The 25420-nt window shown below is 71.3% G+C and carries 23 protein-coding genes and 2 pseudogenes; 13 read left to right on the forward strand and 12 right to left on the reverse strand.

The features are described from left to right. Positions 1-97: 97 nt before the first annotated feature. The 6 genes from ACFYY6_RS14045 to ACFYY6_RS14070 form a co-directional block, all read right to left on the reverse strand. Positions 98-706: a winged helix-turn-helix domain-containing protein gene (locus tag ACFYY6_RS14045; RefSeq protein ID WP_351516680.1), complete on the reverse strand. Its 609-nt coding sequence runs from the start codon at positions 704-706 to the stop codon at positions 98-100. A 133-nt stretch (positions 707-839) separates the two neighbouring features. Continuing rightward, on the reverse strand, positions 840-1835 hold the full coding sequence (locus ACFYY6_RS14050) for a glycine betaine ABC transporter substrate-binding protein (RefSeq protein WP_389193382.1): 996 nt from the start codon (positions 1833-1835) through the stop codon (positions 840-842). Between the two features lie 133 nt (positions 1836-1968). Further along, positions 1969-3009, reverse strand: a complete 1041-nt coding sequence (locus ACFYY6_RS14055) for an ABC transporter permease (RefSeq protein ID WP_389193220.1) — start codon at positions 3007-3009, stop codon at positions 1969-1971. After that, positions 3006-4205, reverse strand: coding sequence for a betaine/proline/choline family ABC transporter ATP-binding protein (locus tag ACFYY6_RS14060; protein ID WP_351626827.1), 1200 nt, complete (start codon positions 4203-4205; stop codon positions 3006-3008). Before ACFYY6_RS14060 ends, ACFYY6_RS14055 begins: the two co-directional genes overlap by 4 nt. A 190-nt stretch (positions 4206-4395) precedes the next feature. Further along, positions 4396-5043, reverse strand: a complete 648-nt coding sequence (locus ACFYY6_RS14065; protein WP_386607626.1) for an ABC transporter permease — start codon at positions 5041-5043, stop codon at positions 4396-4398. A gap of 22 nt (positions 5044-5065) precedes the next feature. Beyond that, entirely contained in the window at positions 5066-5539 is a 474-nt protein-coding gene (locus tag ACFYY6_RS14070) for an Lrp/AsnC family transcriptional regulator (protein WP_073783402.1), read from the reverse strand. Positions 5540-5673: 134 nt separating this feature from the next. On the opposite strand from ACFYY6_RS14070, the gene hppD reads away from it, so the two are divergent. Then, entirely contained in the window at positions 5674-6819 is a 1146-nt protein-coding gene (gene hppD, locus ACFYY6_RS14075; protein WP_351516684.1) for a 4-hydroxyphenylpyruvate dioxygenase, read from the forward strand. A 149-nt stretch (positions 6820-6968) separates the two neighbouring features. On the opposite strand, the gene ACFYY6_RS14080 is transcribed toward hppD, so the two are convergent. Next, positions 6969-8411 carry a tetratricopeptide repeat protein gene (locus ACFYY6_RS14080; protein WP_388652061.1) on the reverse strand — a complete coding sequence of 481 codons (1443 nt, stop codon included), beginning with the start codon at positions 8409-8411 and terminating at the stop codon, positions 6969-6971. Positions 8412-8724: 313 nt separating this feature from the next. Here ACFYY6_RS14080 and ACFYY6_RS14085 point away from each other — a divergent pair, with 313 nt between their 5' ends. Continuing rightward, positions 8725-10092 carry an FAD-binding oxidoreductase gene (locus tag ACFYY6_RS14085; protein ID WP_389193223.1) on the forward strand — a complete coding sequence of 456 codons (1368 nt, stop codon included), beginning with the start codon at positions 8725-8727 and terminating at the stop codon, positions 10090-10092. Positions 10093-10204: 112 nt separating this feature from the next. Here the strand turns inward: ACFYY6_RS14085 and ACFYY6_RS14090 are convergent, their stop codons facing one another. Beyond that, positions 10205-10681 carry an SsgA family sporulation/cell division regulator gene (locus ACFYY6_RS14090; protein WP_351516689.1) on the reverse strand — a complete coding sequence of 159 codons (477 nt, stop codon included), beginning with the start codon at positions 10679-10681 and terminating at the stop codon, positions 10205-10207. Positions 10682-10892: 211 nt separating this feature from the next. Here ACFYY6_RS14090 and ACFYY6_RS14095 point away from each other — a divergent pair, with 211 nt between their 5' ends. Beyond that, positions 10893-12773 (forward strand): RDD family protein, encoded by a 1881-nt coding sequence (locus ACFYY6_RS14095; protein WP_389193226.1) that lies wholly within the window; start codon positions 10893-10895, stop codon positions 12771-12773. A 165-nt stretch (positions 12774-12938) separates the two neighbouring features. Beyond that, the gene (locus ACFYY6_RS14100) at positions 12939-13721 is read left to right on the forward strand and encodes an RDD family protein (protein WP_351516692.1); all 783 of its coding nucleotides are present in this window, start codon (positions 12939-12941) and stop codon (positions 13719-13721) included. A 373-nt stretch (positions 13722-14094) separates the two neighbouring features. Here the strand turns inward: ACFYY6_RS14100 and ACFYY6_RS14105 are convergent, their stop codons facing one another. Next, the gene (locus tag ACFYY6_RS14105; RefSeq protein WP_351626696.1) at positions 14095-14469 is read right to left on the reverse strand and encodes a hypothetical protein; all 375 of its coding nucleotides are present in this window, start codon (positions 14467-14469) and stop codon (positions 14095-14097) included. A gap of 371 nt (positions 14470-14840) precedes the next feature. Here ACFYY6_RS14105 and ACFYY6_RS14110 point away from each other — a divergent pair, with 371 nt between their 5' ends. Both ACFYY6_RS14110 and ACFYY6_RS14115 read left to right on the forward strand, forming a co-directional pair. Next, positions 14841-17240, forward strand: a complete 2400-nt coding sequence (locus tag ACFYY6_RS14110; protein ID WP_389193230.1) for an immune inhibitor A domain-containing protein — start codon at positions 14841-14843, stop codon at positions 17238-17240. Positions 17241-17364: 124 nt separating this feature from the next. Then, a pseudogene (locus ACFYY6_RS14115) lies at positions 17365-17676 on the forward strand (hypothetical protein); the annotation flags it as partial. 270 nt (positions 17677-17946) lie between these two features. Here ACFYY6_RS14115 and ACFYY6_RS14120 read toward each other — a convergent pair. Both ACFYY6_RS14120 and ACFYY6_RS14125 read right to left on the reverse strand, forming a co-directional pair. Continuing rightward, complete coding sequence (locus tag ACFYY6_RS14120) at positions 17947-18546, reverse strand: isochorismatase family protein (protein WP_351626690.1); 600 nt, start codon at positions 18544-18546, stop codon at positions 17947-17949. A gap of 505 nt (positions 18547-19051) precedes the next feature. After that, positions 19052-20380 carry a nicotinate phosphoribosyltransferase gene (locus tag ACFYY6_RS14125; RefSeq protein ID WP_351516697.1) on the reverse strand — a complete coding sequence of 443 codons (1329 nt, stop codon included), beginning with the start codon at positions 20378-20380 and terminating at the stop codon, positions 19052-19054. A 79-nt stretch (positions 20381-20459) separates the two neighbouring features. Between ACFYY6_RS14125 and clpS the strand changes: the two genes are divergently transcribed. The 7 genes and pseudogenes from clpS to ACFYY6_RS14160 all read left to right on the forward strand — a co-directional run bounded on the left by clpS (position 20460) and on the right by ACFYY6_RS14160 (position 24567). Continuing rightward, positions 20460-20774, forward strand: coding sequence for an ATP-dependent Clp protease adapter ClpS (gene clpS / locus ACFYY6_RS14130; RefSeq protein WP_073783381.1), 315 nt, complete (start codon positions 20460-20462; stop codon positions 20772-20774). Between the two features lie 213 nt (positions 20775-20987). Further along, a complete protein-coding gene (locus tag ACFYY6_RS14135) occupies positions 20988-21572 on the forward strand; it encodes a DUF2017 domain-containing protein (protein ID WP_351516698.1) in 585 nt (194 codons plus the stop codon). A 219-nt stretch (positions 21573-21791) separates the two neighbouring features. Continuing rightward, positions 21792-22376: pseudogene (locus ACFYY6_RS14140) on the forward strand (amino acid permease); the annotation flags it as partial. A 68-nt stretch (positions 22377-22444) separates the two neighbouring features. Continuing rightward, positions 22445-22876, forward strand: a complete 432-nt coding sequence (locus ACFYY6_RS14145; RefSeq protein ID WP_351516699.1) for a M67 family metallopeptidase — start codon at positions 22445-22447, stop codon at positions 22874-22876. 124 nt (positions 22877-23000) lie between these two features. Beyond that, positions 23001-23126 (forward strand): putative leader peptide, encoded by a 126-nt coding sequence (locus ACFYY6_RS14150; RefSeq protein WP_274535416.1) that lies wholly within the window; start codon positions 23001-23003, stop codon positions 23124-23126. A gap of 158 nt (positions 23127-23284) precedes the next feature. After that, on the forward strand, positions 23285-23617 hold the full coding sequence (locus ACFYY6_RS14155) for a MoaD/ThiS family protein (RefSeq protein ID WP_073783375.1): 333 nt from the start codon (positions 23285-23287) through the stop codon (positions 23615-23617). Then, positions 23617-24567, forward strand: a complete 951-nt coding sequence (locus tag ACFYY6_RS14160) for a PLP-dependent cysteine synthase family protein (RefSeq protein WP_073783373.1) — start codon at positions 23617-23619, stop codon at positions 24565-24567. The genes ACFYY6_RS14155 and ACFYY6_RS14160 overlap by 1 nt, the downstream gene beginning before the upstream one ends. Positions 24568-24897: 330 nt before the next feature. Here the strand turns inward: ACFYY6_RS14160 and ACFYY6_RS14165 are convergent, their stop codons facing one another. Then, positions 24898-25401 (reverse strand): type II toxin-antitoxin system PemK/MazF family toxin, encoded by a 504-nt coding sequence (locus ACFYY6_RS14165; protein ID WP_351516701.1) that lies wholly within the window; start codon positions 25399-25401, stop codon positions 24898-24900. Positions 25402-25420 lie beyond the last annotated feature (19 nt).

Here is a 25420-nt window from a genome sequence, read left to right on the forward strand (position 1 = left end):
TTACTGCTCGGCGTCCGGCGTCCTGTGTCCGATGTCCGGCGGCCGGCCGGTGGTGCGGCGTTCCCCGAGGCCGGGCGGCTGTCGTCCGGTGGGGGCGTCAGTCGGCGGGGCGGGGGAAGAAGTGCAGGTGGCTGCGGACGGTGACCGCGCCCTCGGTGCCCTCCGGAACCCGGTCCCGGTAGCTCTCGATGAGCTCGTGCATCTTCGTGATCAGTTCGGCGGAGAGGTCGGGGGTCAGGCGCAGCTTGAAGTCGCTGGCCTCCCAGGCCCGATGCCACTCCTCGGGCCACTCGTGCATCGTGCCGATCCAGGTGCTCAGCTCCTGGGCGTGGTTTTCGGCGATCTCGTGGAGCACGACGCCGACGGCGCCGCGCACGTCGGGATCCGGGTGGTTCACGAAGAGGCCCGTGTTGAACGCGGTGCCCGCGTGGACGGCGCGCCACCAGCGTTCGCGGCCCTTGCCGCGCTCCGGGTCGTCCTCGACGAAGCCGTACGAGGCCAGCTGGCGCAGGTGGTAGCTGGTGGCGCCGCTGGATTCGCCGAGCCGGTCCGCCAGACCGGAGGCGGTGGCGGGGCCGAACTCCCGAAGTGCGTTCAGCAGGCGCAGGCGCAGTGGGTGGGCGAGCGCGCGCAGGGTGCGGGTGTCGACCATGTGGATGTTCAGTTCGTCGGCGGGGCGGTCGTCGCCGTTCTTTTTCGCGGGCATGTCACAACCGTAGGCTTACAAAGAAATCTTTGCAAGCTTTTCTTTGCATCGAGTTCTTTGCAACTCCCCGTCGGCCGTCCGCCGTTCTGCTCCGTTCCGTGTCGATGTCCCCCGCCCACCAGCCGTTTCCGCGTCAGCCGATCCGGATGAATCCCTCGCGGATCAGCCAGTCCTTCGCCACCTGGTGCGGGTCCTGCCCGTCCACGTCCACCTTGGCGTTGAGTTCCTGGGCGACCTCGGTCGTCAGCTTCCTGGTGACCGGGTCGAGGAGCTCCGCGATCTGCGGGTACCGCCGGAACGTCTCGGTGTGGACGACGGGCGCGGCGTTGTAGTTGGGGAAGAAGTGCTTGTCGTCCACGAGCACTTCCAGGTTCATGGCCTTGACCCGGCCGTCCGTGGTGTACACCTCGCCGAGCAGGCAGGAGTCGGACTTCGAGACCTGGGTGTAGATGATCCCGGCGTCCATCTTCTTGATGTTGCCGGCCGGGAGGGACATCTTGTACGCCTTCTGCATGCCCGGCAGTCCGTCGTCGCGCGAGGCGAACTCGTTCTCCACGCAGATCGTCACCGCCGACGGGTTCCGCTTCGCCAGCGCGGCGACGTCGGAGAGCGACCTCAAGTGGTACTTGGCGTTGTTCTTCCTGCTGACGGCCAGCGCGTAGGTGTTGTTGAGCGTGGACTGCGGCAGCCATGTCACACCGTTCTTCCGGTCCTCGTCCCGCACCGCCCGCCACTGCTTCTCAGGGTCGGGGATCGGTGTGGCGTGACCGAGGTAGGTGATCCAGCCGGTGCCCGTGTACTCGTACATGGTGTCGGCGTCGCCCTTGACGATCGCCTCGCGCGCGCTGATCGAACCGGGCAGGTTCGTCCGGTCCAGCACCTCCGCACCGGCGGCCTTGAGCACCAGGCCGATCATCTGGCCCAGGATGATGTTCTCGCTGAAGTTCTTCGAGGTGACGGTCAGCGAGGCGCCCTCCAGCGGCCGGCCCCGGCCGACCGAACCCGGCCGTACCTCGTCCGCCATCGGCGACCCGCTCTTCAGCCCGCACCCGGAGAGCGCCGACGTCAGGGCCACCACGGCCGCGAACGCCCCCAGGAGCCGCCCGCGCACTCGGTGCGCCCTGTCCATCCGGCGTACCCCGGCCACCCGGAGTGTCGTCCCCAGCCGGTGCGTCCCGCGAACCGGGTGCCACCCCTGCACCTCGTGCGCCTCGCGCATCCCGCGTTCCCCGCGTCCTCGGCGCCTTTCGCGCGGACCCATCTCACCCCACCTCCAGTCCGCGCGGGGTCAGCGCCACCTCGGCCAGCGAGGCCAGCCAGTCCACCAGCAGTGCCAGCACGACCGTCAGCACCGACCCCAGCACCAGCACCGGCATCCGCTGGGTCTGGATGCCCGAGGTGATCAGGTCGCCCAGCCCGCCGCCGCCGACGAACGTCGCCAGCGTGGCCGTACCCACGTTGAGCACCAGCGCCGTCCGCACCCCGGCCAGGATCAGCGGTACGGCGAGCGGGAGTTCGACCTTGGTGAGCGTCCCCATCGGCGACATGCCGATGCCGCGCGACGCCTCGACCAGGTTCGGATCGATCGCCCTGAGCCCGGCCACCGTGTTGGAGAACACCGGCAGCACGGCGTAGATCACCATGCCGATGACCGCCGTCGACGGACCGATGCCCAGCCAGATCACCAGCAGCGCCAGCAGACCGATCGCCGGGGTCGCCTGCCCGATGTTGGCGATCGCGGTGACCAGCGGCGCGCCCCTGCGCAGTCCGTGCCGGGTCAGCGCGATGCCGAGCGGGATCGCGATGATCAGCACCCAGAACGTCGAGATGGCGGTCAGCTCCACGTGCTGCCACCAGCGCAGCCGCACATTGCCACCGGTGAGCGCGTTCCGCGCGATCGAGTCGAGGTGGACGTTCGTGATCCACAGGTAGGTGACGGCCAGGACCGCCACCAGCACGGCCGGCAGCACCACCAGCTTGCGCCAGGTGATCCGGGGGCGCGGTGGCGACGGCGGGGGCGGGGGCTCCTCCTCCTCGTCGCGGAAGGCATGGCCCTTGACGTCGTGTTCGCCGGGCGGGCGGTCCTTGTCGGAGGAGGGTCCGGGGCGTTCGGAACGCCCGGGTCGGGCGGAGCGCGCGGGGCGGCCGGCACGCCGGTTCCGTGCGGGCCCGTGGCTCGACCGGGCCGGTCCGGGGTTCGGGTGCGGCGGGCCCGGGTTCGCCTGTGCGGGGCCGCGGTTCGACTGGGCCGGTCCGTGGTTCGCCCGCGACGGTCCGGGGTTCGACGGGGAATCGGGAGTCATGCGCCGGCACCGCCCTCCAGCTCCTGTTCGGTCTGGTGGGCGCGGAGCACCTCCAGATCGTGCTGGTGCTCGATGGCGGCCAGCCGGTCGGCCTCCAGCAGTTCGTGCACCGAGTTCATCAGGGTGTGCATGTCGACGACGCCGATGAACTCGCCGCGTCGCCCGGTCACCGCGACCCGCCCGCCGCTGTCGGTCAGCACCGCCTCCAGCGCGTCGTGCAGTGTCGCGTCCCGCGTCACCGTGTCGTGCACCAACTGTCCGGCCCGGGCCAGCGAACCGCGCGCCCGCATCAGGTCGCCGCGCCGCAGCCACTTGTACGGGCGGTTCCTTCGGTCCAGCATCAGGATCTCGTTGTGCGGGCCGATGCGCAGCTTGTTGAAGATCGACTGGAGCGGGTCGTCGACCGTCACCGTCGGGAACTGGGCCATCTCCACATCGCGTACGCGGGTCAGGTTGAGCCGCTTCAGCGCGGCCCCGGCACCGACGAACCCGGAGACGAAGTCGTCCGTCGGGTTGGTGAGGATCGCCTCCGGGGTGTCGAACTGGGCGATGTGCGAGCGCTCCCGCAGGACGGCGATCCGGTCGCCCAGCTTGATCGCCTCGTCGAAGTCGTGGGTGACGAAGACGATGGTCTTGTGCAGTTCGTGCTGGAGCCGGATCAGCTCGTCCTGGAGGTGGTCCCGGGTGATCGGGTCGACCGCTCCGAACGGCTCGTCCATCAGCAGCACCGGTGGATCGGCCGCCAACGCCCGTGCCACGCCCACCCGTTGCTGCTGACCACCGGAGAGCGCGCGGGGATAGCGGCCGTGGAACTCCCTGGGGTCGAGCCCCACGAGGTCGAGCATCTCCTCGACCCGGTCCCTCACCCGCGCCTTCGACCAGCCGGCCATCCTCGGTACGAGGGCGATGTTCTCCGCGACCGTCATGTGCGGGAAGAGTCCGGACGACTGGATCGCGTACCCGATCTTGCGGCGCAGCCGTACCGGATCGATGTCGGTGACGTCCTCGCCACCGATCAGGATCCGCCCGGACGTCGGCTCGATCAGCCGGTTGATCATCTTCAGGGTGGTGGACTTGCCGCAGCCGGAGGGGCCGACGAAGATCACCGTCTCGCCGGCCCTGATGTCCAGCGTGACGTTGTCCACGGCCGGGTTCGGATTGCCCGGGTACCGCTTGGTCAGGTTGTCCAGGTGGATGGTGGCACCCGAAACGGATTCCGCCGTCCCCGCCCCTGCCCGCTTCGGGGATTCGACGCCGTCGGCGGCCGTACTGCCGGAGGCCGTGGTCGTGGCGGCGTCACCACCGGGACCGGTGGAACCATCGGAACCGGCGTTGCCGCCGGAGCGGGCGTTGTCACCGGAACCGGCGGAGTGGGCGTCGGCGGTCTCAGGCACGGATCCCCCCGGGAATGGTGAGCCGCCCGAGCAGGACGTACGCGGCGTCGAAGAGCAGGGCGAGGACGACGATGCCGATCGTTCCGGCGAGCACCTGGTTGAGCGCGTTGGCGCTGCCCAGTGAGGCGATGCCGCGGAAGATCTCGTTGCCGAGGCCGGGGCCGGACGCGTACGCGGCGATGGCGGCGATGCCCATCAGCATCTGTGTGGACACCCGGATGCCGGTGAGGATCGGCGGCCAGGCCAGCGGCAGCTCCACTCGCAGCAGCCGGGCCGGCCGTGACATCCCGATGCCCTTCGCCGCGTCGACGAGCGCCGGATCGACGCCGCGCAGCCCCACGACGGAGTTGCGGACGATGGGCAGCAGTCCGTACAGCGTCAGCGTGATCACCGTGGGCGCCACCCCGAGCCCTACCAGCGGGATGAGCAGGCCGATCGCGGCGAGGGAGGGAATGGTGAGCACTGTCGCCGTCGACGTGATGGCCAGCGACCCCGCCCAGCCGCTGCGATACGTGACGACGCCGATCAGGACCCCGAGCACGGTGGCGATGACCATGCACTGGAACACGGCGCTGACGTGCTGGAACGCGTCCGTGAGCAGCTGTTGGTGGCGGTTGCCCAGATATTCCCAGAAGCTCACACGCCACTCCTCGGCTCGGTCGTCAGTCGGCGTCCCCCGCGGCCTGCTCGACGAGCGGGATGACACGCAACGGCACCGGGTTCTCCATGACGATGGCCGTGGAGGCCCGGACGATGCCATCAAAACCGACAACCCGGTCGATCACCCGTTGGAGATCGGCGTTGGAACGCGCGACGAGCCGGCAGAGCATGTCCCCGTGCCCGGTGGTGGTGTGCAGCTCCAGCACCTCCGGGACACCGGCCAAGTGGGCCCGCACGTCGGCCCCTTGCCCCTGTTTGATCTCCAGCGTCGCGAACGCGGTGACGGGGTAGCCGAGCGCCGCCGGATCGACGGTCGGACCGAAGCCGCGGATGACTCCATTCGACTGAAGCCGGTCCAGACGCGCCTGCACCGTTCCGCGTGCCACGCCCAGCCGCCGCGACGCCTCCAGCACGCCGATGCGGGGCTCACGGGCCAGAAGTACGATGAGCCGGCCGTCCAGATGATCGATCGCCATCGTCCGCCTCCGGGGGGTCACTGTGATGGTCATCATGTACAGATAGCCCGGCCATCATCCCCATCCGCTGTACAGATTGCCCAGCGATTCCGCGAACTGTTGCGCACCTTGCGAAGCGGCGAGAGCCTTCGCACATGACTGAGACTCTGCACACCACCCCCGACACTGCCCGGCAGGCCGACCCCTTCCCGGTCAAGGGAATGGACGCGGTCGTCTTCGCCGTCGGCAACGCCAAGCAGGCCGCGCACTACTACTCGACGGCCTTCGGCATGAAGCTGGTCGCCTACTCCGGACCGGAGAACGGCAGCCGGGAGACCGCGAGTTACGTGCTGACCAACGGCTCCGCCCGCTTCGTGTTCACCTCCGTCATCAAGGCGTCCACCGACCGCGGTCGCTTCCTCGCCGACCATGTGATGGAGCACGGCGACGGCGTCGTCGACCTGGCCATCGAGGTCCCGGACGCCCGCGCGGCCTACGCGTACGCCGTCGAGCACGGCGCCCGCGGCATCGACGAGCCCTACGAGATCAAGGACGAGCACGGCACGGTCGTGCTCGCCGCGATCGCCACGTACGGCAAGACCCGTCACACCCTCGTCGAGCGGTCCGGCTACGACGGTCCGTACCTGCCCGGCTACGTCGCCGCCTCCCCGATCGTCGAGCCGCCCGCCAAGCGCACCTTCCAGGCCATCGACCACTGCGTCGGCAACGTGGAACTCGGCCGGATGAACGAGTGGGTCGGCTTCTACAACAAGGTCATGGGCTTCACCAACATGAAGGAGTTCGTGGGCGACGACATCGCCACCGAGTACTCCGCGCTCATGTCCAAGGTCGTCGCCGACGGCACGCTCAAGGTCAAGTTCCCGATCAACGAGCCGGCCATCGCCAAGAAGAAGTCCCAGATCGACGAGTACCTGGAGTTCTACGGCGGCGCGGGCGTCCAGCACATCGCGCTGGCCACCAACGACATCGTCGCCTCGGTGCGCGCGATGCGGGCCGCGGGAGTCGAGTTCCTGGACTCCCCCGACACCTACTACGACACCCTCGGCGAGTGGGCGGGCGAGACCCGGGTGCCGGTCGAGATCCTGCGCGAGCTGAAGATCCTCGTGGACCGCGACGAGGACGGCTACCTGCTCCAGATCTTCACCAAGCCGGTCCAGGACCGGCCGACCGTCTTCTTCGAGATGATCGAGCGCCACGGCTCGATGGGCTTCGGCAAGGGCAACTTCAAGGCCCTGTTCGAGGCGATCGAGCGCGAGCAGGAGAGGCGCGGCAACCTCTGACCCGGAGGGCATGACCGCTGCCCCGGAAGCCGTACGGGCCGCGGTCGCGAAGCCGACGGTACGGACGAGGGGCGGGGCCACCGGGCGATCCGGGCCCCGCCCCTCGCGTACGGCGACCGCCCCCTCGGGCCGGCCGTCGGCGCCGGGCGTCAGCCGCCGTTCCCGACGCGCGGTACCGGGGGCCCGGCGGGGGCCTGCCGCCGCGGCCCGGGGGCCGTGGGCGCGGGGGCGGGCGTGGGTGGGACCGACTCGTCCGCCGGTGCCGGGGCGGGGAGCACACCGCGCGGCAGGACCGTCGGCAGGCCGTCCAGGGCGTCCAGCGCCCTGCGGGCGGCCGGGGCCTCCAGCGGCGAGAAGTGCGGATTGGTGCGCAGGGCCTCCGTCAGATGGCGCCGCGCCGGTCCGTAGTCCTTCAATGCCCACTGGATCGCCCCGAGACGGGACACGTACGAGGCCTTCCGCGCACCGGCGGCGACCGCCCGTTCCGCGTACGGCAGCGCCGCCGCCGAGTCGCCCGACAGATGCAGCGCCCAGCCCAGCGCGTCCGCCACCGCGGCACTGCGGTGCGACCGCGCCCACTCGGCGGTCAGCAGCGCCACCGCCGCCGTCGGCTCCCCGTGCGCCGCCTCGAAACGGCCGCGCAGCAGCGCGTTGTCCACGCCCTGCTCCTGGTCCCGAGAGAGGGACGAGCGCAGCCGTTCGTACTGCTCCCGCGCCTGCGCGTTCCGGCCCAGCGACTCGTACAACTCGCCCAGCTCCAGCAGGAACGCGGGATTCGGCTGATCGGCCAGCGCGGCCTCGTAGTCGCGCCGCGCCTCGTCCGCCCGGCCGAGCGCCACCAGCGCCCCGGCCCGGCCCGCGAGCGACGGACGGTGATCGCGCTCGACCGCCAGCGCCGCGCCGTACTGCGCCACCGCCTCCTGCGGCTCGCCCCGCTCCCACGCCAGTTCGCCCAGCAGATACAGGCACTCCACCTTCCGCGCGGGCGTGTCCGCCCGGTCCGCCGCCTCCCGTGCGCTCGCCACCGCGTCCTCGTCCCGGCCCATGCCCTGCAGCGTCCGCGCCGTCAGCAGCAGCGCCTCGACCCCGGGCCGCAGCTCCGCGAACCGCCGTACCGCCGCGCGCGAGGAGGCGAGGTCCCCGAGACCTTCGTACGCCTCGACCAGCGCCGGGTACACCGCCCACTCCTCCGGATGCCGCGCCCGCACCTCCTCGCCCCACTTCTTCGCCGCGGCGAAGTCGTGCCGGGCGTCGGCGAGCCGAGCCATCCCCACCCGGGCGGCGGCGTTCCCCTTCTCGTCCGGCTCGGCGCGCAGCGAGCGCTTCAGCGCCTGCTCGGCCCGGACGTAGTACGACGCGTCGGCGGAGCGCCTGGCCCGTTCCACGTACGCGGTGCCGAGGACGGCCCACGACCGCGCGTCGGAGGGATGCCGTTCCACCCGCTGCCGGTGGTTCTCGATCAGCGCCTCCAGATCCGGAAGCGAGACCGGATACCCCAGGTCCGCGGCGCTCAGAGCGCGCGCGACCGGCCCGGGGGCGGGCGGCGCGGACTCCTCCCCGTCGTCCGGCGCGACCACCGTCACACCCGCCATCAGCGCCGCACCCACCACCAGGCCCGTGGCGGCCCACCGCAGCGGCGCGGCCGGATCACGAGGCTTTCGAGTCTTCTGCGACTTCGACTTCTCGGGTCGCCGGCGCGGCTGGAGTTTCAGCGGCCACCGGGGTTTCAGGAGCCATTGGAGTTTCGGGGGCGGCTGAGGTTTCGGGGGAGGCTGCGGCTTCGGAGGCCGCTGTGGCGTGGCGTCCATGCCGATCACTCTGCGTCGGTAAGATGATCACGCTGCGCTGTCCGGAGGTCGCCGCCGACGGGTTCACACCAATGGGGCCGGGTGCCAGTCTTGGATCATGACTGGACTTCTCGAACAACTGCGTACGGGACTTCCCGCCGAGGCCCTGATCACCGATCCGGACGTCACCGCCTCGTACGCCCGGGACATGGCGAGCTTCTGCGACGCGGGCACACCCGCCGTCGTCGTGCTTCCGCGTACGGTCGAACAGGTCCAGCACGTGATGCGCACCGCGACGGCGCTGCGCGTCCCGGTCGTCCCGCAGGGAGCCCGCACCGGCCTGTCGGGCGCGGCCAACGCCTCCGACGGCTGCATCGTGCTGTCCCTGGTGAAGATGGACCGGATTCTGGAGATCGATCCGGTCGACCGGATCGCCGTCGTCGAACCGGGCGTCGTCAACGCGGTACTGTCCCGGGCGGTCGACAAAGTCGGCCTCTTCTACCCGCCGGATCCCTCCAGTTGGGAGATGTGCACCATCGGCGGCAATATCGGCACCGCGTCGGGCGGCCTGTGCTGCGTGAAGTACGGGGTCACGGCGGAGTACGTACTCGGTCTGGACGTCGTTCTCGCCGACGGGCGCCTGCTCACCACCGGTCGCCGCACCGCGAAGGGCGTCGCCGGCTACGACCTCACCCGCCTGTTCGTCGGCTCGGAGGGCAGCCTCGGCATCGTCGTCAGGGCCGTGCTGGCGCTCAAGCCGCGACCGCCGCGGCAGCTGGTGCTGGCCGCCGAGTTCCCGAGCGCGGCGACCGCCTGCGATGCGATCTGCCGGATCATGGAGCGTGGTCACACCCCATCACTCCTCGAACTGATGGACCGTACGACGATCCGGGCCGTCAACCGGATGGCCGCCATGGGCCTGCCCGACAGCACGGAGGCGCTCCTGCTCGCCGCCTTCGACACCCCGGACCCGTCGGCCGACCTGGCCGCCGTCGGCGAGCTGTGCACCGCCGCGGGTGCCACGGAGGTGGTCCCCGCCGAGGACGCCGCCGAGTCCGAACTGCTGCTGCGGGCACGGAGGATGTCGCTCACGGCGCTGGAGACCGTCGCGTCGGCCACGATGATCGACGACGTGTGCGTACCCCGTTCGAAGCTCGGCGCGATGCTCGAAGGAACGGCCGCCATCGCCGAGAAGTACGCCCTCACCATCGGTGTCTGCGCGCACGCGGGGGACGGCAACACCCATCCCGTCGTGTGCTTCGACCACACCGACGCCGACGAGAGCCGACGGGCACGCGAGTCCTTCGACGAGATCATGGCGCTCGGCCTGGAGCTCGGCGGCACGATCACCGGTGAACACGGCGTCGGCGTCCTGAAGAAGGAGTGGCTGGCGCGGGAAATCGGTGAGGTGGGTGTCGAGCTGCAACGGGGGATCAAGCAGACGTTCGACCCGCTGGGGCTGCTCAACCCGGGCAAGGTGTTCTGACATCGGCCACCCGCTCCGGGCGCGTTCAGGCGCGGCTCAGGCCGCGCGGGCTCGGGCGCCGCGGGCTCGGACCCGTCGTGCTCCGGGTTCCGCGTGCCCCGGTTCCGCGCGCTCATGCGTCGCCGTCCTGCGACTCGTCCGAGAGCCAGGGGTCGCTCATCCACAGGTCGTCGGCGGGCAGCGGGGCGAGCAGCTCGGCGAGCGCCTCGTCGATGCCCAGCCGCTCGGTCTCCGTGCCCGGCGGAACCATGCGCAGGGTCCGCTCCATCCAGGCGGCCACGGCGGCCGACGGCATCTCCAGAAGAGCGTTGCCGTCGGGGGAGGACAGCGCCACGAAGACGACGTTGCGCCGTTCGACCTTGGTCGGCCAGATCCGCACGTCCCCGTGCCCGCACGGCCGGAAGACGCCCTCGACCAACAGGTCGCGGGCGAAGGTCCAGTGGACGGGGAACTCGGAGCCGATGTGGAAGTCGATGTGCACGGCGTACGGGTCCTTCGCGCGGTACGTCAACCGGGCGGGGACGGGGATGCTGCGCTCGGGCGACAGAACCAGCTTGAGCTCCAGATCGCGTTCCACGACGGTGTTCATGAGGGCGTCCTCTCGGTGTCCGTGAACCGGTCCCATGACCGGCCCGCACTGGAGAGAGCGCACTCCACGCCAACTATGACGCGACTTCGGGAAAAAATTTCGGGAAGGCCGGAAAGTGGCCCAAACCCCTGGACCGGCCCGGGGGCGGGCGGGTGTCTGATAGATGTGGACCCGTTGATTTGAGGCCTCGAAGAGATACGGGACCACGGTGATGAGCGCCCCAACCCCGGCACCCGGTGACGAAAGCCCCCGTGAGGGCTACTACCCCGATCCCTCCATCCCTGGATACGTCCGGTACTGGAACGGCGCTTCGTGGGTGCCCGGTACGAGCCGCCCGGCCCCGCAGCAGGGCGAGCCGATGCCCGCGTCGCCCGCCGGCCGGCAGCACCGGCCGCAGCAGCCGGACTCACCGGTCCCGTCCGCCTCGTCCGTCCCGTCCGTTCCGGCCGCCGCTGCGGCGGAGACGCCGATGGAGGAGACCGGTCCGGTCTTCCTCGACGAGGAGCCGCAGGCGGGCAACCGACCAGAACCGGCCACCGCCTGGCAGGCCGACGCCTCCCGCCAGGCGGGCTTCGGCGGCGAACCCGACCGACGGGTCTCCTGGGGCGCCCAGTCGCAGCCCGGCGCCGCTCCGCTGCCGACCGGTCAGGGCGAGCCGGATGGCCGGGCGGATTCGGGGCCGCCGTCGGGGCCCATGTCCCTGCCCGGTTCCGGGACTTCCGCTTCCGCGGCTTCCGGGGCTTCCGGAGCGGGTCCGGGGCCGGTGGCCGGCCAGGAGCCGCGTATGCCCACGGCTCCGGTGCCGGTCGGCCGCACGCCCGCTGACGACCCGTCGGCCGAGCGGCTGCCGGACGACCGGGTGCCCGCCTCGCGCGCGCCCGTCGATCCCGTTGCCGTCGATCCCGTTCCCGCCGACCCGCGGCAGCCCGCCTCGCGGGCCCCGGCCGACGGCGCGCTGCCCGGCATGCGCGGCGGGGACGATCAGACGCCTGAGAACACCGTCACCCTTCGCGCGGTGGACCGGGGCAACCGGCCGTCCGCCTCCCGGACTCCCGGGCAGCCGGCCGAGAACGGAACGATGGCGATCCGCCCGCCCTCTCCCGGTCCCGGCGCGCCGGGACCGGCGCACCGGCCCCCGAGCACGGGCCCCGGACCCGTCCCGGCGCAGGGCCCGGTGTCCGTCCCCGCCGCGCCCGCGAACCCGAATCCGAACCCAATCCGGAGCCCGGCGGTTCCGGGCCCGGCGTCCGCCACTGCCCCGGCCGCGGACCCTGCCGTGCCCGCGAACCCGGGGCCCGGCGGGGCGGGTACCCCCTGGGCCCAGGCCCATGGAAGCGCCCAGTCGGCCCCGGCGGCACCCCAGCAGCCCCAAGCGCAGCAGCCTCAGCCTCAGCAACTCCAGGCGCAGCAGCCCCAGCATCCTCAACAGCCCCAGTCGCCGCTCCAGCCTCCGTCGCACCTCCAGCAGCCCCGCCTCCCGCACCAGGCCCAGCAGTCCCATCCCCATCCGCAACTCGGCGCGGCGGGCGGGCAGCAGCCGGACCAGCCCGTCACGCCCTGGAAGCCGCCGGTCGACGACCCCTTCCAGCAACTGGCGCGGGCCCAGGCGTCGGCCCGGCCCGCCGGACTCGGGAAGCGGTTCGTCGCCCGGCTCGTCGACACGGTGGTGCTGGGCGCTCTCGTCGGCGCGATCGGGTTCCCGCTCGTCTCACGGGCGCTGGACCACATCGACGCGAAGATCGACGCGGCGAGGACGTCCGGCCGGACGGTCACCGTCTGGCTGGTGGACCCCACCACGGCTGGTCTGTTCGGCGCGGTGCTCGGAGCGTTCCTCGTCCTCGGTGTCCTGCTGGAGGCGCTGCCGACCGCGAAGTGGGGCCGTACGCTCGGCAAGAAGCTCTGCGGACTCGAAGTACGGGACATCGAGTCGCACGGGTCCCCGTCCTTCGGCGCCGCGTTGCGCCGCTGGCTGGTGTACGGGGTACTGGGACTCCTGGTGATCGGCGTGGCCAACGTGCTGTGGTGCCTGTTCGACCGTCCGTGGCGCCAGTGCTGGCACGACAAGGCGGCACACACCTTCGTCGCGGGCTGAGACGGCCCCCGCGGGGCGGCGGAGGGCGGGGTCCCGCGCGCCGTCGCCCTGCGGAGGCCACTCCTCCGGGTGGCGGCCCATCGGGTGAGCCGCCGGGGGCCCAGGCGTTCCCCCGAACGCACCTGAGCCGTTGCGGGTGGTCCCGGGCCGGGATGCACTGCCCCCATGAGCAACGATCAGCCGACGTCCGGAGAGCCGCCCGAGGACGACCCGTTCCGCAAGAAGCCGCAGGAGCCGCGGCCGTCGGAGTCCTGGCCGTCCGAACCGTGGCAGTCCCAGGGCCCGCAGGAGCCCCCCGGGCCGCAGGAGCCCCAGGGGCCGCCGCCCGGTCCGCCCCCCGGCCCCGGTCCGTCGTCGGGTTCGCCCTACGGGAGCATGCCGCCTCCCCCTCCGCCGCCGTACGGCCCCGGCCCCTACGGCGGCGGAGGGCCGTACGGGGGCGTGGACCCGCTGGCGGGCATGCCGCCGCTCGCCGAACCGGGCAAACGGATCCTGGCCCGACTGGTCGACTTCCTCCTCATCTCGATTCCGCTCTATCTGATCTCTCTGCCGTGGGGCGGAGCCGTCGAGGTGAGGAACAACGGCAACACCACCAACGGCAATGCCGACGTCGGCGACCTCTTCAGCCAGACGTACAGCAGTCACCAGATGATCTGGTCGCTGATCGGACTGGTGGCCTACGTCGCCTACGACACGTACTTCACGCACAAGGACGGCCGCACCATCGGCAAGCGGCTGATGAAGCTGCGCGTGGCGATGCTCAACGACGGCCGGGTGCCGGACACCGGGACGTCGTTCCTGCGCGCGGTGGTGCTGTGGTTGCCGGCCCTGCTGTGCTGCCCGTGCCTGTGGTGGCTGATTCTCATCGTGTTCATGTTCACGGACAAGCCGTACCGGCAGAGCCTCCACGACAAGGCGGCGAAGACGGTGGTCGTCCAGACGACCTGAGGACCTCAGAACGGGAGCGAGACCCGGGCCGTGCGCGAAGACAGTCCCTGACGCCCCGCCCGGCCGGCTCCTTCCCGCCCCGCCAGTCACCCAGGGCCGCGGGCGGTCGCGGCGGGCGGTCGCTGCCGCGCCAGGCTGTGTCGCTGCCGCGCCAGGCTGTGGAGACGTCGATGTGATCGCGACCGGTCGGCAGGTGGACGAGGAGTAGACCGAATCGCGGCGGACCGGCCGGCCCGCTCGCGCTCCGGAGCCGGGAGAAGGACCGCGGTCATGTCCTCCCGACTCCCGCCCTGTTCCGTCCTGTTGGCTCTCGACCCCGTCGACTTGACCGGGTCGAGCGGGACCTACCGGGATTGGTGCGCCACGAGGTGAGTCAGCGCCGCAGGGAGCGCTCGTCCCGGTGGTCGTCCGCGGGCTCCGTGCCCGAGGTGACGGGCCGTCCGTTCCCGCGGGGCGACGGGGCCGGGGTCCGGAGCTCGTCGAGGGCGAGTCCCTCGGTCTCGACGGCGGTGGAGACCGCGTCCCGGTGCGTGCCGGCCGCGGCCCCGGCCCGCGCGGACCTCCCTGCCGTCGCCGGGGTGGGACGGGATACCGTCACGGCCACCAGCAGACCGAGCGCGAGCGCCGCAGTGCCGATGACGGCGACGCCGATCCCCGATTCCGTACGGGAGAGCAGCAGCATGGCGAGGGTCGAGAAGACGACGGTGACCGAACCGTAGGAGAACTGTGCGGCAGTGATACGCGGCATGGCGGTATCCGTCCTCGGGGCATCGGATGGGCCGTCCTCGACACGGTCGGACAACCCCTGGCGACTCTACGACGACGGATGCCCGAGAGGGGCCGGTACTAAGCACGGCCCGAAGCGCGACGCCGGTGCACAGGGGGCGCACGGAGTCATTCCGTGCCCTGGCGGGCAAATCTGACGGTTCGTTTCCGGACAGGGCGAACGTCCGGATACCGGAAAGCGGCTCCCGCATAGTGCACTTGGCCTGTCCAAGTCAAGATCTGTCTTTTTCTTTACAGCTCCGGTCGAATGTCGTCACTTGTGACGCGTATCCGCGCGCGGCCCTCATCCAACTTCCAGGCCGCAGCCGCGGACGCCGGGGAGGACTGCATCACGTGAGTACGAAGAGACGGGCGCTGCGCGGCGCGGCGGTTGTCGTGGCCATGGCTGCCACGGCCGCCACCGCGTCGACCTTCGCCACCGCCCAGGCCGACGACCAGACGTCAGGGGCCCGGAACACCGTGGTCGACCGCCGTGACCCGGGAACGGGGAAGGGCAACGCGCACGACCTCCAGGGGCCGTTCAGCGAGCAGCAGGACGCTCAGCGTCAGGCCGCCCTGGAGCAGGTCCTGTCGGGCGAGAAGAAGATATCGAAGCGGGACGGCTCCAAGGTCGTCAAGCTCGACAAGAAGAAGTACGTCGAGCTCGGCCGCGAGAAGACCGACAAGATCTTCACCGTCCTCGTCGAGTTCGGCGACCAGGTCGACGACACGACCATGTACGACCCGGACGGCGAGGGCCCCAAGCCCCCCGTCAAGAAGTACGGCGGCGACCCCGGCCCGCTCCACAACTCCATCGCGCAGCCGGACCGCAAGAAGGACAACAGCACGGCCTGGCAGGCCGATTTCAACCGGCAGCACTTCCAGGACCTGTACTTCGGCACCGGCACCGGCAAGGACTCGCTGAAGACGTACTACGAGAAGACCTCCTCCGGGCGCTACTCCGTCGACGGCGAGGTCAGCGACTGGGTCAAGGTCCCGTACAACGAGGCCCGTTACGGATCCAACTACTGCGGCTCGTCCAACTGCGCCAACGTCTGGGACATGGTCCGCGACGGCGTGAACGCCTGGGTCGCCGACCAGAAGGCCAAGGGCCGTACCACGGACCAGATCAAGGCCGACCTGGCGCAGTACGACCAGTGGGACCGGTACGACTACGACAACGACGGCGACTTCAACGAGCCGGACGGCTACATCGACCACTTCCAGATCGTCCACGCCGGCGAGGACGAGTCCGCGGGCGGCGGCGCGCAGGGCAAGGACGCCGTATGGGCGCACCGCTGGTACGCCTACGGCACCAACGCCGGTGCGACCGGCCCGTCCTTCAACAAGGCGGGCGGAGCCGAGATCGGCGACACCGGCTTCTGGGTCGGTGACTACACCGCGCAGCCCGAGAACGGCGGCCTGGGCGTCTTCGCCCACGAGTACGCCCACGACCTGGGCCTGCCCGACCTGTACGACACCACCAACACCGCCGAGAACTCGGTCGGTTTCTGGTCCCTGATGTCGGCGGGCTCCTGGCTCGGCACGGGCAAGAACGAGATCGGCGACCTGCCCGGCGACATGACCGCCTGGGACAAGCTGCAGCTCGGCTGGCTCAACTACGCCGAGGCCAAGGCCGCGACGGACTCCGTCCACAAGCTGGGCGTGTCCGAGTACAACACCAAGGACAAGCAGGCCCTCCTGGTCAAGCTGCCGGACAAGGCCGTCAGCACCGCTGTCACGAAGCCCGCCGAGGGCTCCAAGCAGTGGTGGAGCGACATGGGTGACAACCTGAACAACACCCTGTCCCGCTCCGTCGACCTCACCGGCAGGTCCACGGCCTCCCTGGACCTCGCGGGCTGGTGGGACATCGAGCAGGACTACGACTTCCTCTACGCCGAGGTGTCCGAGAACGGCGGTGCCAACTGGACCGCGCTCGACGGCACGGCCGACGGCAAGGCCCTCCCGCGCGACGCCAGCGACAAGCCGGCCCTGACCGGCGTCTCCGGCGCGTACAAGCAGCTCTCCTACCCGCTGGACGCCTACGCGGGCAAGAAGATCGACATCCGCTTCCGCTACACCACCGACGGCGGCGCGGGCGGCATCGGCTTCGCGGCCGACACCATCTCCGTCAACGCCGACGGCACCGCGCTGTTCACGGACAACGCCGAGGGCGACGACAACGGCTGGACCGCCAAGGGCTTCTCCCGCGTCGGCGAGTCCTTCACCAAGGACTACGCGCAGTTCTACATCGCGGAGAACCGTCAGTACGTCAGCTACGACCGGACCCTCAAGGTCGGCCCGTACAACTTCGGCTTCTCCCAGACCCGTCCGGACTGGGTCGAGCACTACCCGTACCAGACCGGTCTGCTCGTCTGGCAGTGGGACACCTCCCAGAAGGACAACAACGTCTCCACCCACCCGGGCAAGGGCCTGATCCTTCCGGTCGACGCGCACGCCAAGCCGCTGAAGTGGGCGGACGGTACGGTCATCCGCAACAAGATCCAGCCCTTCGACGCGCCCTTCAGCCGCTACCGGACGGACGCCTTCACGCTGCACAACGCCGACGTGCCGGTGCGGATCCCGTCGCGGCCCGGCATCCCGGCCTTCGACGACCACAAGGGAACCTACTGGTACGCCGAGAACAAGACCGGAAGCGTCCAGGTCACTGACACCAACACCCGGATCTCGATCGTGAGCCAGCCGCGCGACGGCGCGACGATCACCCTCAAGGTTGGGCCTTCGGGGAAGTAGTTTTACAACGCCGCAGGTCAGAGCTTGATCGACCGTCGCCCTCTAGCGGGCGGCGGTCGATCGTGTTTAGGTGCGTCTTGACCACATCCTTATTGACACGACGTCTCACGGGGGAGCGCGGAACATGGCATGCGGAGGGTTCAGCAAGTTGCCGAACGGCAGCGTGGTGGTGGCCATCACCCTGCCCCGGCCCGCGGACGGAGCGGGGCCGGGCAGCCTGGTCCGGGTCCTGGTGCACGCGGGCAACCGGGCCCGCGCGCTGACCCGGCTGCGCAATCTGGGGCTCCGGGCCGTCTATCTGCGGGGCAACGCCGAGCCGCCCACTCCGGACGAGATCACGGCCGTGCTGCACCACCCGGACGGGATGCTCTGGAGAGCGAGACCGGAGCGCGCCCAGGAGCTCTGGCACCCCATCCGGGCCCTGCTCCGGCCCGCGACGTCCCCCGCGTCCACCTCGTCGGGCGCACCGGCCCACCGCGCGGCCACGACGGCCCCGGCGTCCGCGACGGGGCGCCGCCCGTGCCTGCCCGCCGCGCCGGTCCGCCGCCCGGCCTGAACGCGGGCGGGGGAGCCCGCGGCTCGTGACGCGCGGGCGAGGCCCGCGACGTGGGGCCGACGGTCCGCGCGACGCGAGGACGGCGCGAGAGGGGCGTGAGGGGCGGGGTCGTGCGGGTCGGCCGACGACCGCACACGCCGCCCCGCCCCGCTACACCGCCGGCTTGCGCACGACCGGCTCGCCGGTCAGCTGCACGCCCGCCCTGCGGAGCTCCTCCAACGCCCGGCCCGTGGTCTCCTCGGCCACTCCGGCGGTGAGGTCGAGCAGCACATGGGTCGTGAAGCCCTCCCGGACCGCGTCCAGCGCCGTCGCCCGTACGCAGTGGTCGGTCGCGATGCCGACCACGTCCACATCGGTGACGTGGTGGGCGCGCAGCCAGTCGGCCAGCCCGGTGCCGTTCTCGTCGACGCCCTCGAAACCGCTGTACGCCGCCGAGTGGGCGCCCTTGTCGAAGACCGCCTCGATCGCTCCGGAGGCGACCACGGGCGCGAAGTTCGGGTGGAAACCCACCCCCTCCGTACCGGCGACACAGTGCGCGGGCCAGGAGTGCTCGAAGTCCGGCCGCTCGGCGAAGTGGTCGCCCGGGTCGATGTGGTTGTCGCGGGTGGCCACCACATGGCGGTAGCACGGCTGGGCGTCGCCTATGAGGTCGGTGATGGCGGCGGCCACGTCGGCGCCTCCCGTCACGGCGAGGCTGCCGCCCTCGCAGAAGTCGTTCTGGACGTCCACGACGATCAAGGCGCGGTGCATGGCGGGTGTCCTTCGGTGGGGGTGGGGTGGGAGTGCGGTCGGGGGTGCGCATTCGAGCCTAAGGGCTGTCCCGTAATCCCTGACGGGCGCCCGACGACAGCCGCGGCACCTCGCCGCGTTGTCGGAACGCCCACATACGTCCCGTATGCGGGCGCCCCTCCGCCTTGCGATGCACCACATCTGACGCCGCGCGCCGATCCGCCACGGATTACGGGACAGCCCTTAGTGCCGCTCCCGGCAACGTTTGCCGGGAAGCTCGCGGCGTCCGGTTGCGGTGCAGCGCAAGGCGGAGGGACGTTCGCATACTGGATGTATTCGGGTGTTCCGACAACGCGGCGAGGGGCCGTAGCTGTCGTCGCGCGCCCTCCGGGGATTACCGGACAGCCGTGAGGGACTCGGGAGCGGCCGGGGGAGGGGCGCGGGGCAACCCGTGCGGCGCCCGTGGCCGACGCGGTGCCCGTGCCGGGGCGGCGCCGCCCTCCGCCACGGGCACCGCCCCGCTCCGTCACACGAATTCGGTCGGGATCACCGGCTCGCCCCGGGAGAGCTGCGTCGCCGACATCGGCAGCCCCGCCCGTGCCGTGATGTGCCGCTCACGGGCCGCGTCCAGCGGTTCGCGGGCGACCACCTCGCCGCCCCTGACCAGCTCGACCAGCAGCTGCCGGTCGGCGAGGTCCGCCGGTACGGGACCGGTGCCGACCACCTCCGCCTCGGCCACCCCGTTCTCGTCCAGCCGACGCGCGGCCCACTTGCGACCGCCCGTCGACGACTTCGAACCGAGCGACTTCTTGGCGACCGGGCGCAGTGGCTCCGCGGGGTCGGCCGAGTCGGCCCGGGCGACCAGCTTGTACACCATCGAGCACGTGGGGTGCCCGCTGCCCGTCACCAGCTGCGTGCCCACGCCGTACGCGTCGACCGGCGCCGCGGCCAGCGAGGCGATCGCGTACTCGTCGAGGTCCGACGTCACCACGATCTTCGTCCTTGTGGCGCCCAGCTCGTCCAGCTGCTGCCGCACCCGGTGCGCGACCAGCAGCAGGTCCCCGGAGTCGATCCGTACCGCGCCCAGTCCCGTCCCCGCGACCTCCACCGCCGCGCGGACCGCCTCGGCCACGTCGTAGGTGTCGACCAGCAGGGTCGTGTCGCGGCCCAGCGAGTCCACCTGGGCCTGGAAGGCGTCGCGCTCGGTGTCGTGCAGCAGTGTGAAGGCGTGGGCGCTCGTCCCGACGGTCGGGATGTTGTAGCGGAAGCCCGCCGCCAGGTCGGAGGTGGTGTCGAAGCCGCCGACGTAGGCGGCGCGCGCGGAGGCCACCGCGGACAGTTCATGGGTGCGCCGTGCACCCATCTCGATCAGCGCGCGCCCGCTCGCCGCCACGGACATACGGGACGCCGCCGCGGCGATCGCCGAGTCGTGGTTGAGGATCGACAGGATCACCGTCTCCAGCAGCACGCACTCGGCGAACGACCCCTCGACCCGCAGGACCGGCGAGCCGGGGAAGTACACCTCGCCCTCCGGGTAGCCCCAGATGTCACCGCTGAAGCGGTAGTCGGCGAGCCAGGCGAGCGTGGGTCCGTCCACCACGTTCCGCTCGCGCAGGAAGGTGAGTATCTCGTCGTCGAAGTGGAAGTTCTCCACCGCGTCCAGCACCCGGCCGACGCCCGCGACGACGCCGTAGCGCCGCCCCTCGGGCAACCGGCGGGTGAACGCCTCGAAGACCGAGTGCCGGTCCGCCGTGCCGGCCTTCAGCGCGGCCTGCACCATGGTGAGCTCGTACTGGTCGGTGAAGAGCGCGGTCGACGGCACACCGACCCGTCGGCCAAGGTCCGCAGAGTTCATGCTCCGGATGCTACCCCTATTTCGTCAGAGTGACGAGATGTCGGGGTCGTTTGTGCGATGCCCCCTCCCGGGTGGCAGCATGGGAGAGGTGAGCGTCGCCCCCACAGAGATCGAGCGTCCCGAATCGGCCGAGGAGAGCGTTGTCGTCCCCGAGCCCGATGTCCCCTGGGTGACGCTGGTCCACAACGACCCGGTCAATCTCATGAGCTACGTGACCTATGTCTTCCAGGCGTACTTCGGTTACCCCAAGGACAAGGCCCACAAGCTGATGCTGGACGTCCACCACAAGGGCCGTGCCGTCGTCTCCAGCGGCAGCCGCGAGGAGATGGAACGCGATGTCCAGGCCATGCACGGCTACGGGCTGTGGGCCACCCTCACCCAGGACCGCGGATAGTGCCCTCCCCGCGGAGGGCACCTTCCCCGCGAGAACCGTCTCCCGCGCGGACGGCGCATCGCGTGCGGGCGGTGCCTTGCGCGGGGGCGGTACCTTCCGTGCGGGCAGTGCCCCTCCTGCGGCCGGTGCCGCCCGCGCGGGCCGTGCCCTTCCGTAGCGCCCGTCCGGCAAGCCCGAGCCCCGCCCCGCCCGAACCACCATCGGAGTAAACACATGGCCGGCCACTTCGAGGCCACCCCCGACGGCGGCGCGGCCGTCGCACTCGACGAGGTGGAGATCGCGATCCTGCGCTCCCTCGCCGTCCAGCTGCTGGAACTCGTCGGTCCCGGCGACGAACCGGCCGAGGACGCCGACCCGCTCGCCGCCCTCTTCGCCGAGGGCCCCAGCGAACGGCCCGCCGACCCCGCCCTGGCCCGCCTCTTCCCCGACGCGTACGGCGACGACGACAGCGAACTGCGCGCCGCCTCCGCCGAGTTCCGCCGCTTCACCGAGAACGACCTGCGCGCCCGCAAGCGGGACGACGCGCTCGCCGTCGTACGCACCCTCGACGCCCTGACCGTCGGCGGCGACGGCGGCGCCGTGCTCACGCTCTCCGGCGACGAGTGCCGCCACTGGCTCGGCGCCCTCAACGACCTCCGGCTCACCATCGGCACCCGGCTGGACGTCTCCGACGAGGACGACGGCGGCGCCGATTCGCTCTACCGGCTCCCCGACAGCGATCCGCGCAAGCCGATGGTCATGGCCTACCTCTGGCTCGGCGCCCTCCAGGAGACCCTCGTGGAGACGATGACGCCGTAGCGGGCATGCCCTCCCTTTCGCGCCCGTCGGCCGTTCGCCGGGAGCACACGGCGACCGGCCCCGCGCGTCCCCGTCAACCCCTCGCCGCGCCCTTCGTCACCTGAGCGGCCGTCTCCGCGACACCGGGCGTGACCGCCCGTTTCTCCCCGTGGCACAAGCCGGACAGCCGTCCGGACCACCGCCCGCCCGCCCGGGACGGGCGTTCACGACCGTCCGTACGGCGCCACGCTGTTCGTCGCCGCCTTCGAGCGGATGGGCCTCGGCCTCGGCGCGGGCATCGTCAACTTCGTCGTACTGACCGCGGCCCTCTCCTCCTGCAACTCCGGCATGTACTCCACCGGCCGCATGCTCCGCGACCTCGCGCTCAACGGACAGGGCCCCGCACGCCTCACCCGGCTCACCCGTAACGGCACCCCGCTCGTCGGCACCACGTTCTCCGCCGCCCTCATGCTCGTCGGCGTCTGGATCAACTACCGGTGGCCCGGCGACGCCTTCAGCTACGTCGTCTCCTTCGCCACCATCTCCGGGATGTGGGCCTGGATCATGATCCTCGTCAGCCAGCTCCGCTACCGGCGCCTCGCCGGCCGCGGCGCCCTCCCCGCATCCTCCTTCCGGACCCCCGGCGCCCCGTACACCAGCGCCTTCGCGCCGGCCTTCATCGGCGTCGTGGTCGTGATGATGGGTATCGACGAGGACACCAGGATCTCGCTGTACTGCGCCCCGCTCTGGGCGGTCGTCCTAGGCCTCTCGTACCGGACGCTCAGGGGCCGCGCCCCCGTCGGTGCGGCCCCTGAGCGTCCGTGATGTCCACGATGCGGGCTCCATCGTCCCGTCCCTCGATACGGCATGGACCGCATGCCTATCCTGGCGCCATGCTGACCATCACCCAGGCGCTCTACGACCAGATCGTCGCGCACGCCCGCGCCGACCATCCCGACGAGGCGTGCGGCGTGGTCGCGGGACCCGTCGGAACCGGCCGTGCCGAGCGGTTCATCCCCATGCTCAACGCCGCCCGCTCGCCCACCTTCTACGAGTTCGACTCGGGCGACCTCCTCAAGCTCTACCGCGAGATGGACGACCGGGACGAGGAGCCGGTGATCATCTACCACTCCCACACCGCGACCGAGGCGTACCCCTCGCGCACCGACGTCACGTACGCCAACGAGCCCGGCGCCCACTACGTCCTCGTCTCCACCGCCGACACCGACGACGCGGGCCCCTTCCAGTTCCGCTCCTACCGCATCGTGGACGGCGAGATCACGGAGGAGGACGTCCAGGTCGTCGAGGCGCACGAACCCGCCTGACCCGGCACTCCGCAGGCTGGACGGGGCCGGTCCCGCCACGGCCCTGTCCACCTGTCGGGCGTCATCCATCCACCAGGCGAGATCACACTCTTATTCGCCGACCGGGAATCGATACGATGACCGCATGGTTCCCCATGACGTGAGCGACAAGACGCCGGGCATGCTGCTCGTCGCGCGGCTGCACGTCGACCTGTGCAGGCTCTCCAGCGCGATCTGTACGAACCGTCGGTCCGACGGCCGCAGGGCCTGAACCGGGGGCTTGCAGCCCGAAGACCCGGTCACGACGCGACGCCCCGCGCGGGGCCGGAGCTGCGCGCCCCGTGTCACCGCCACACCCCCCGCTCTTCCCCGTTCACCCTTCACCGTTCTTTGTTCTCCGCTTCCGAGCTTCCGACAGGAGCCCACGCCATGGCCATCGAGGTCCGCATCCCGACCATCCTCCGCACCTACACCGACGGCGCGAAGGCCGTCGAAGGCAACGGAGCGACCCTCGCCGACCTCCTCACGGACCTCGACAGCCGCCACAACGGCATCCGTGAGCGCATCGTCGACGGCGACGAGCTCCGCCGCTTCGTGAACGTGTACCTCAACGACGAGGACGTCCGCTTCCTCGACGGCATCTCGACCAAGCTCAGCGACGGCGACAGCATCACCATCCTCCCGGCCGTCGCCGGCGGGGCCGCCGGGGCGAAGGCCCGTCCGGCCGGGGCGGTGGCCGGGCGGCGGGCGGGAATGCGCTGATGCGGTACGACAGCCCGCTCGCCGCGGTGGGCAACACCCCGCTCGTCCGCCTGCCGCGGCTGTCGCCGTCCGAGGACGTCCGGATCTGGGCCAAGCTGGAGGACCGCAACCCCACCGGCTCGATCAAGGACCGCCCGGCGCTCCACATGGTCGAACAGGCCGAGAAGGACGGCAGGTTGACTCCGGGCTGCACCATCCTGGAGCCCACCAGCGGCAACACCGGCATATCGCTCGCCATGGCGGCCAAGCTCAAGGGCTACCGCATCGTGTGCGTCATGCCGGAGAACACCTCCCAGGAACGGCGCGACCTGCTCGCCATGTGGGGCGCCGAGATCATCTCCTCTCCGGCGGCGGGCGGCTCCAACACCGCCGTGCGCGTCGCCAAGGAACTGGCCGCCGAGCACCCCGACTGGGTCATGCTCTACCAGTACGGCAACCCCGACAACGCGGGCGCCCACTACGCCACCACCGGCCCGGAGATCCTCGCCGACCTCCCGTCCGTCACCCATTTCGTCGCGGGTCTCGGCACCACCGGCACCCTCATGGGCGTCGGCCGCTACCTGCGCGAGCACAAGCCCGACGTCAGCATCGTCGCCGCCGAGCCGCGCTACGACGACCTGGTCTACGGGCTCCGCAACCTCGACGAGGGCTTCGTCCCCGAGCTCTACGACGCCTCGGTCCTCACCACCCGCTTCTCCGTCGGCTCGGCGGACGCGGTCACCCGCACCCGCGAACTCCTCCAGCAGGAGGGCATCTTCGCGGGCGTCTCCACCGGCGCCGCGCTCCACGCGGCCATCGGAGTCGGAAAGAAGGCGGTCAAGGCGGGGGAGAGCGCCGACATCGTCTTCGTCGTCGCCGACGGCGGCTGGAAGTATCTGTCGACCGGTGTCTACACGGCCCCGACGACCGAGGCCGCCATCGAAACACTGCACGGCCAGCTCTGGGCATAGGGACCGGACCCGTCCGGGACCGGGTACGGCTCCCCGGGATCCGTGCGGGACCGGGCACGGCTCCCCGGGATCCGTTCGGGACCGGGCACGTCCGGGATCCGCACGTCCCGGACCCGTCCCGGTCTCGGACGAGCCGGTCGCCCGTCCACGGGAAGCTCGCCCGTCCCGATACGAGCCGGTCGTCGGCCCGGTCCCCGCACAGCCGCGACCGGTCCGGGCCCGCACGGGCCGGTCGTCGGTCCGCGGCCGTCGTCGGTCCAGGCCGCCATCGGCGCCGTCCCGTACGAGCACCAACGCGTCGCCCCGTCACACGTGCGGCGGGGCGAAGGCTCACCCCAGCTTCCGCACCCGCTGCCACACCTCCGGGTCCACGACCCCCACCCGGCGTCGGAACACCCGGACGGCGACCTCCCGCAACTCGTCCGTCTCCAGGAAACTCGCCCGCCCCCGCGCGTCCCCCACCGCCCCGGCGGGCAGCGCGATCACGCCCGACCGGTCCTCGTGCTTCTTGCTGGTGATCTTCGCGACGAGCGCCGAGCCACCCCGGACCCGCAGCACCAGACAGGGCCGGTCCTTCGCCCCCGGCCCGTCCTCGTACGGCACCTCGGCCCACCAGATCTCACCCGGCCGCGGCCCACGCCCCGGCTCAGGCCCACGCCCCGGTCCCGCCGGAGGACGCGTGCGCCCACCCGGACGACCGCCGCCGCGCGCCCCCGCCGTACCACCGGAACGACCGGGCCGCCGCCCGCCGCGCCCCCGCCCGTCGGCCACGGCCACCACGAGTGCGAGCAGCACGACGACGCCGAACGCGACCCACCACCAGGACATGCTCATGCCCCGACGGTACCGGCGT

Source organism: Streptomyces sp. NPDC001750 (assembly GCF_042892615.1).
Classification (GTDB): Bacteria; Actinomycetota; Actinomycetes; order Streptomycetales; family Streptomycetaceae; genus Streptomyces.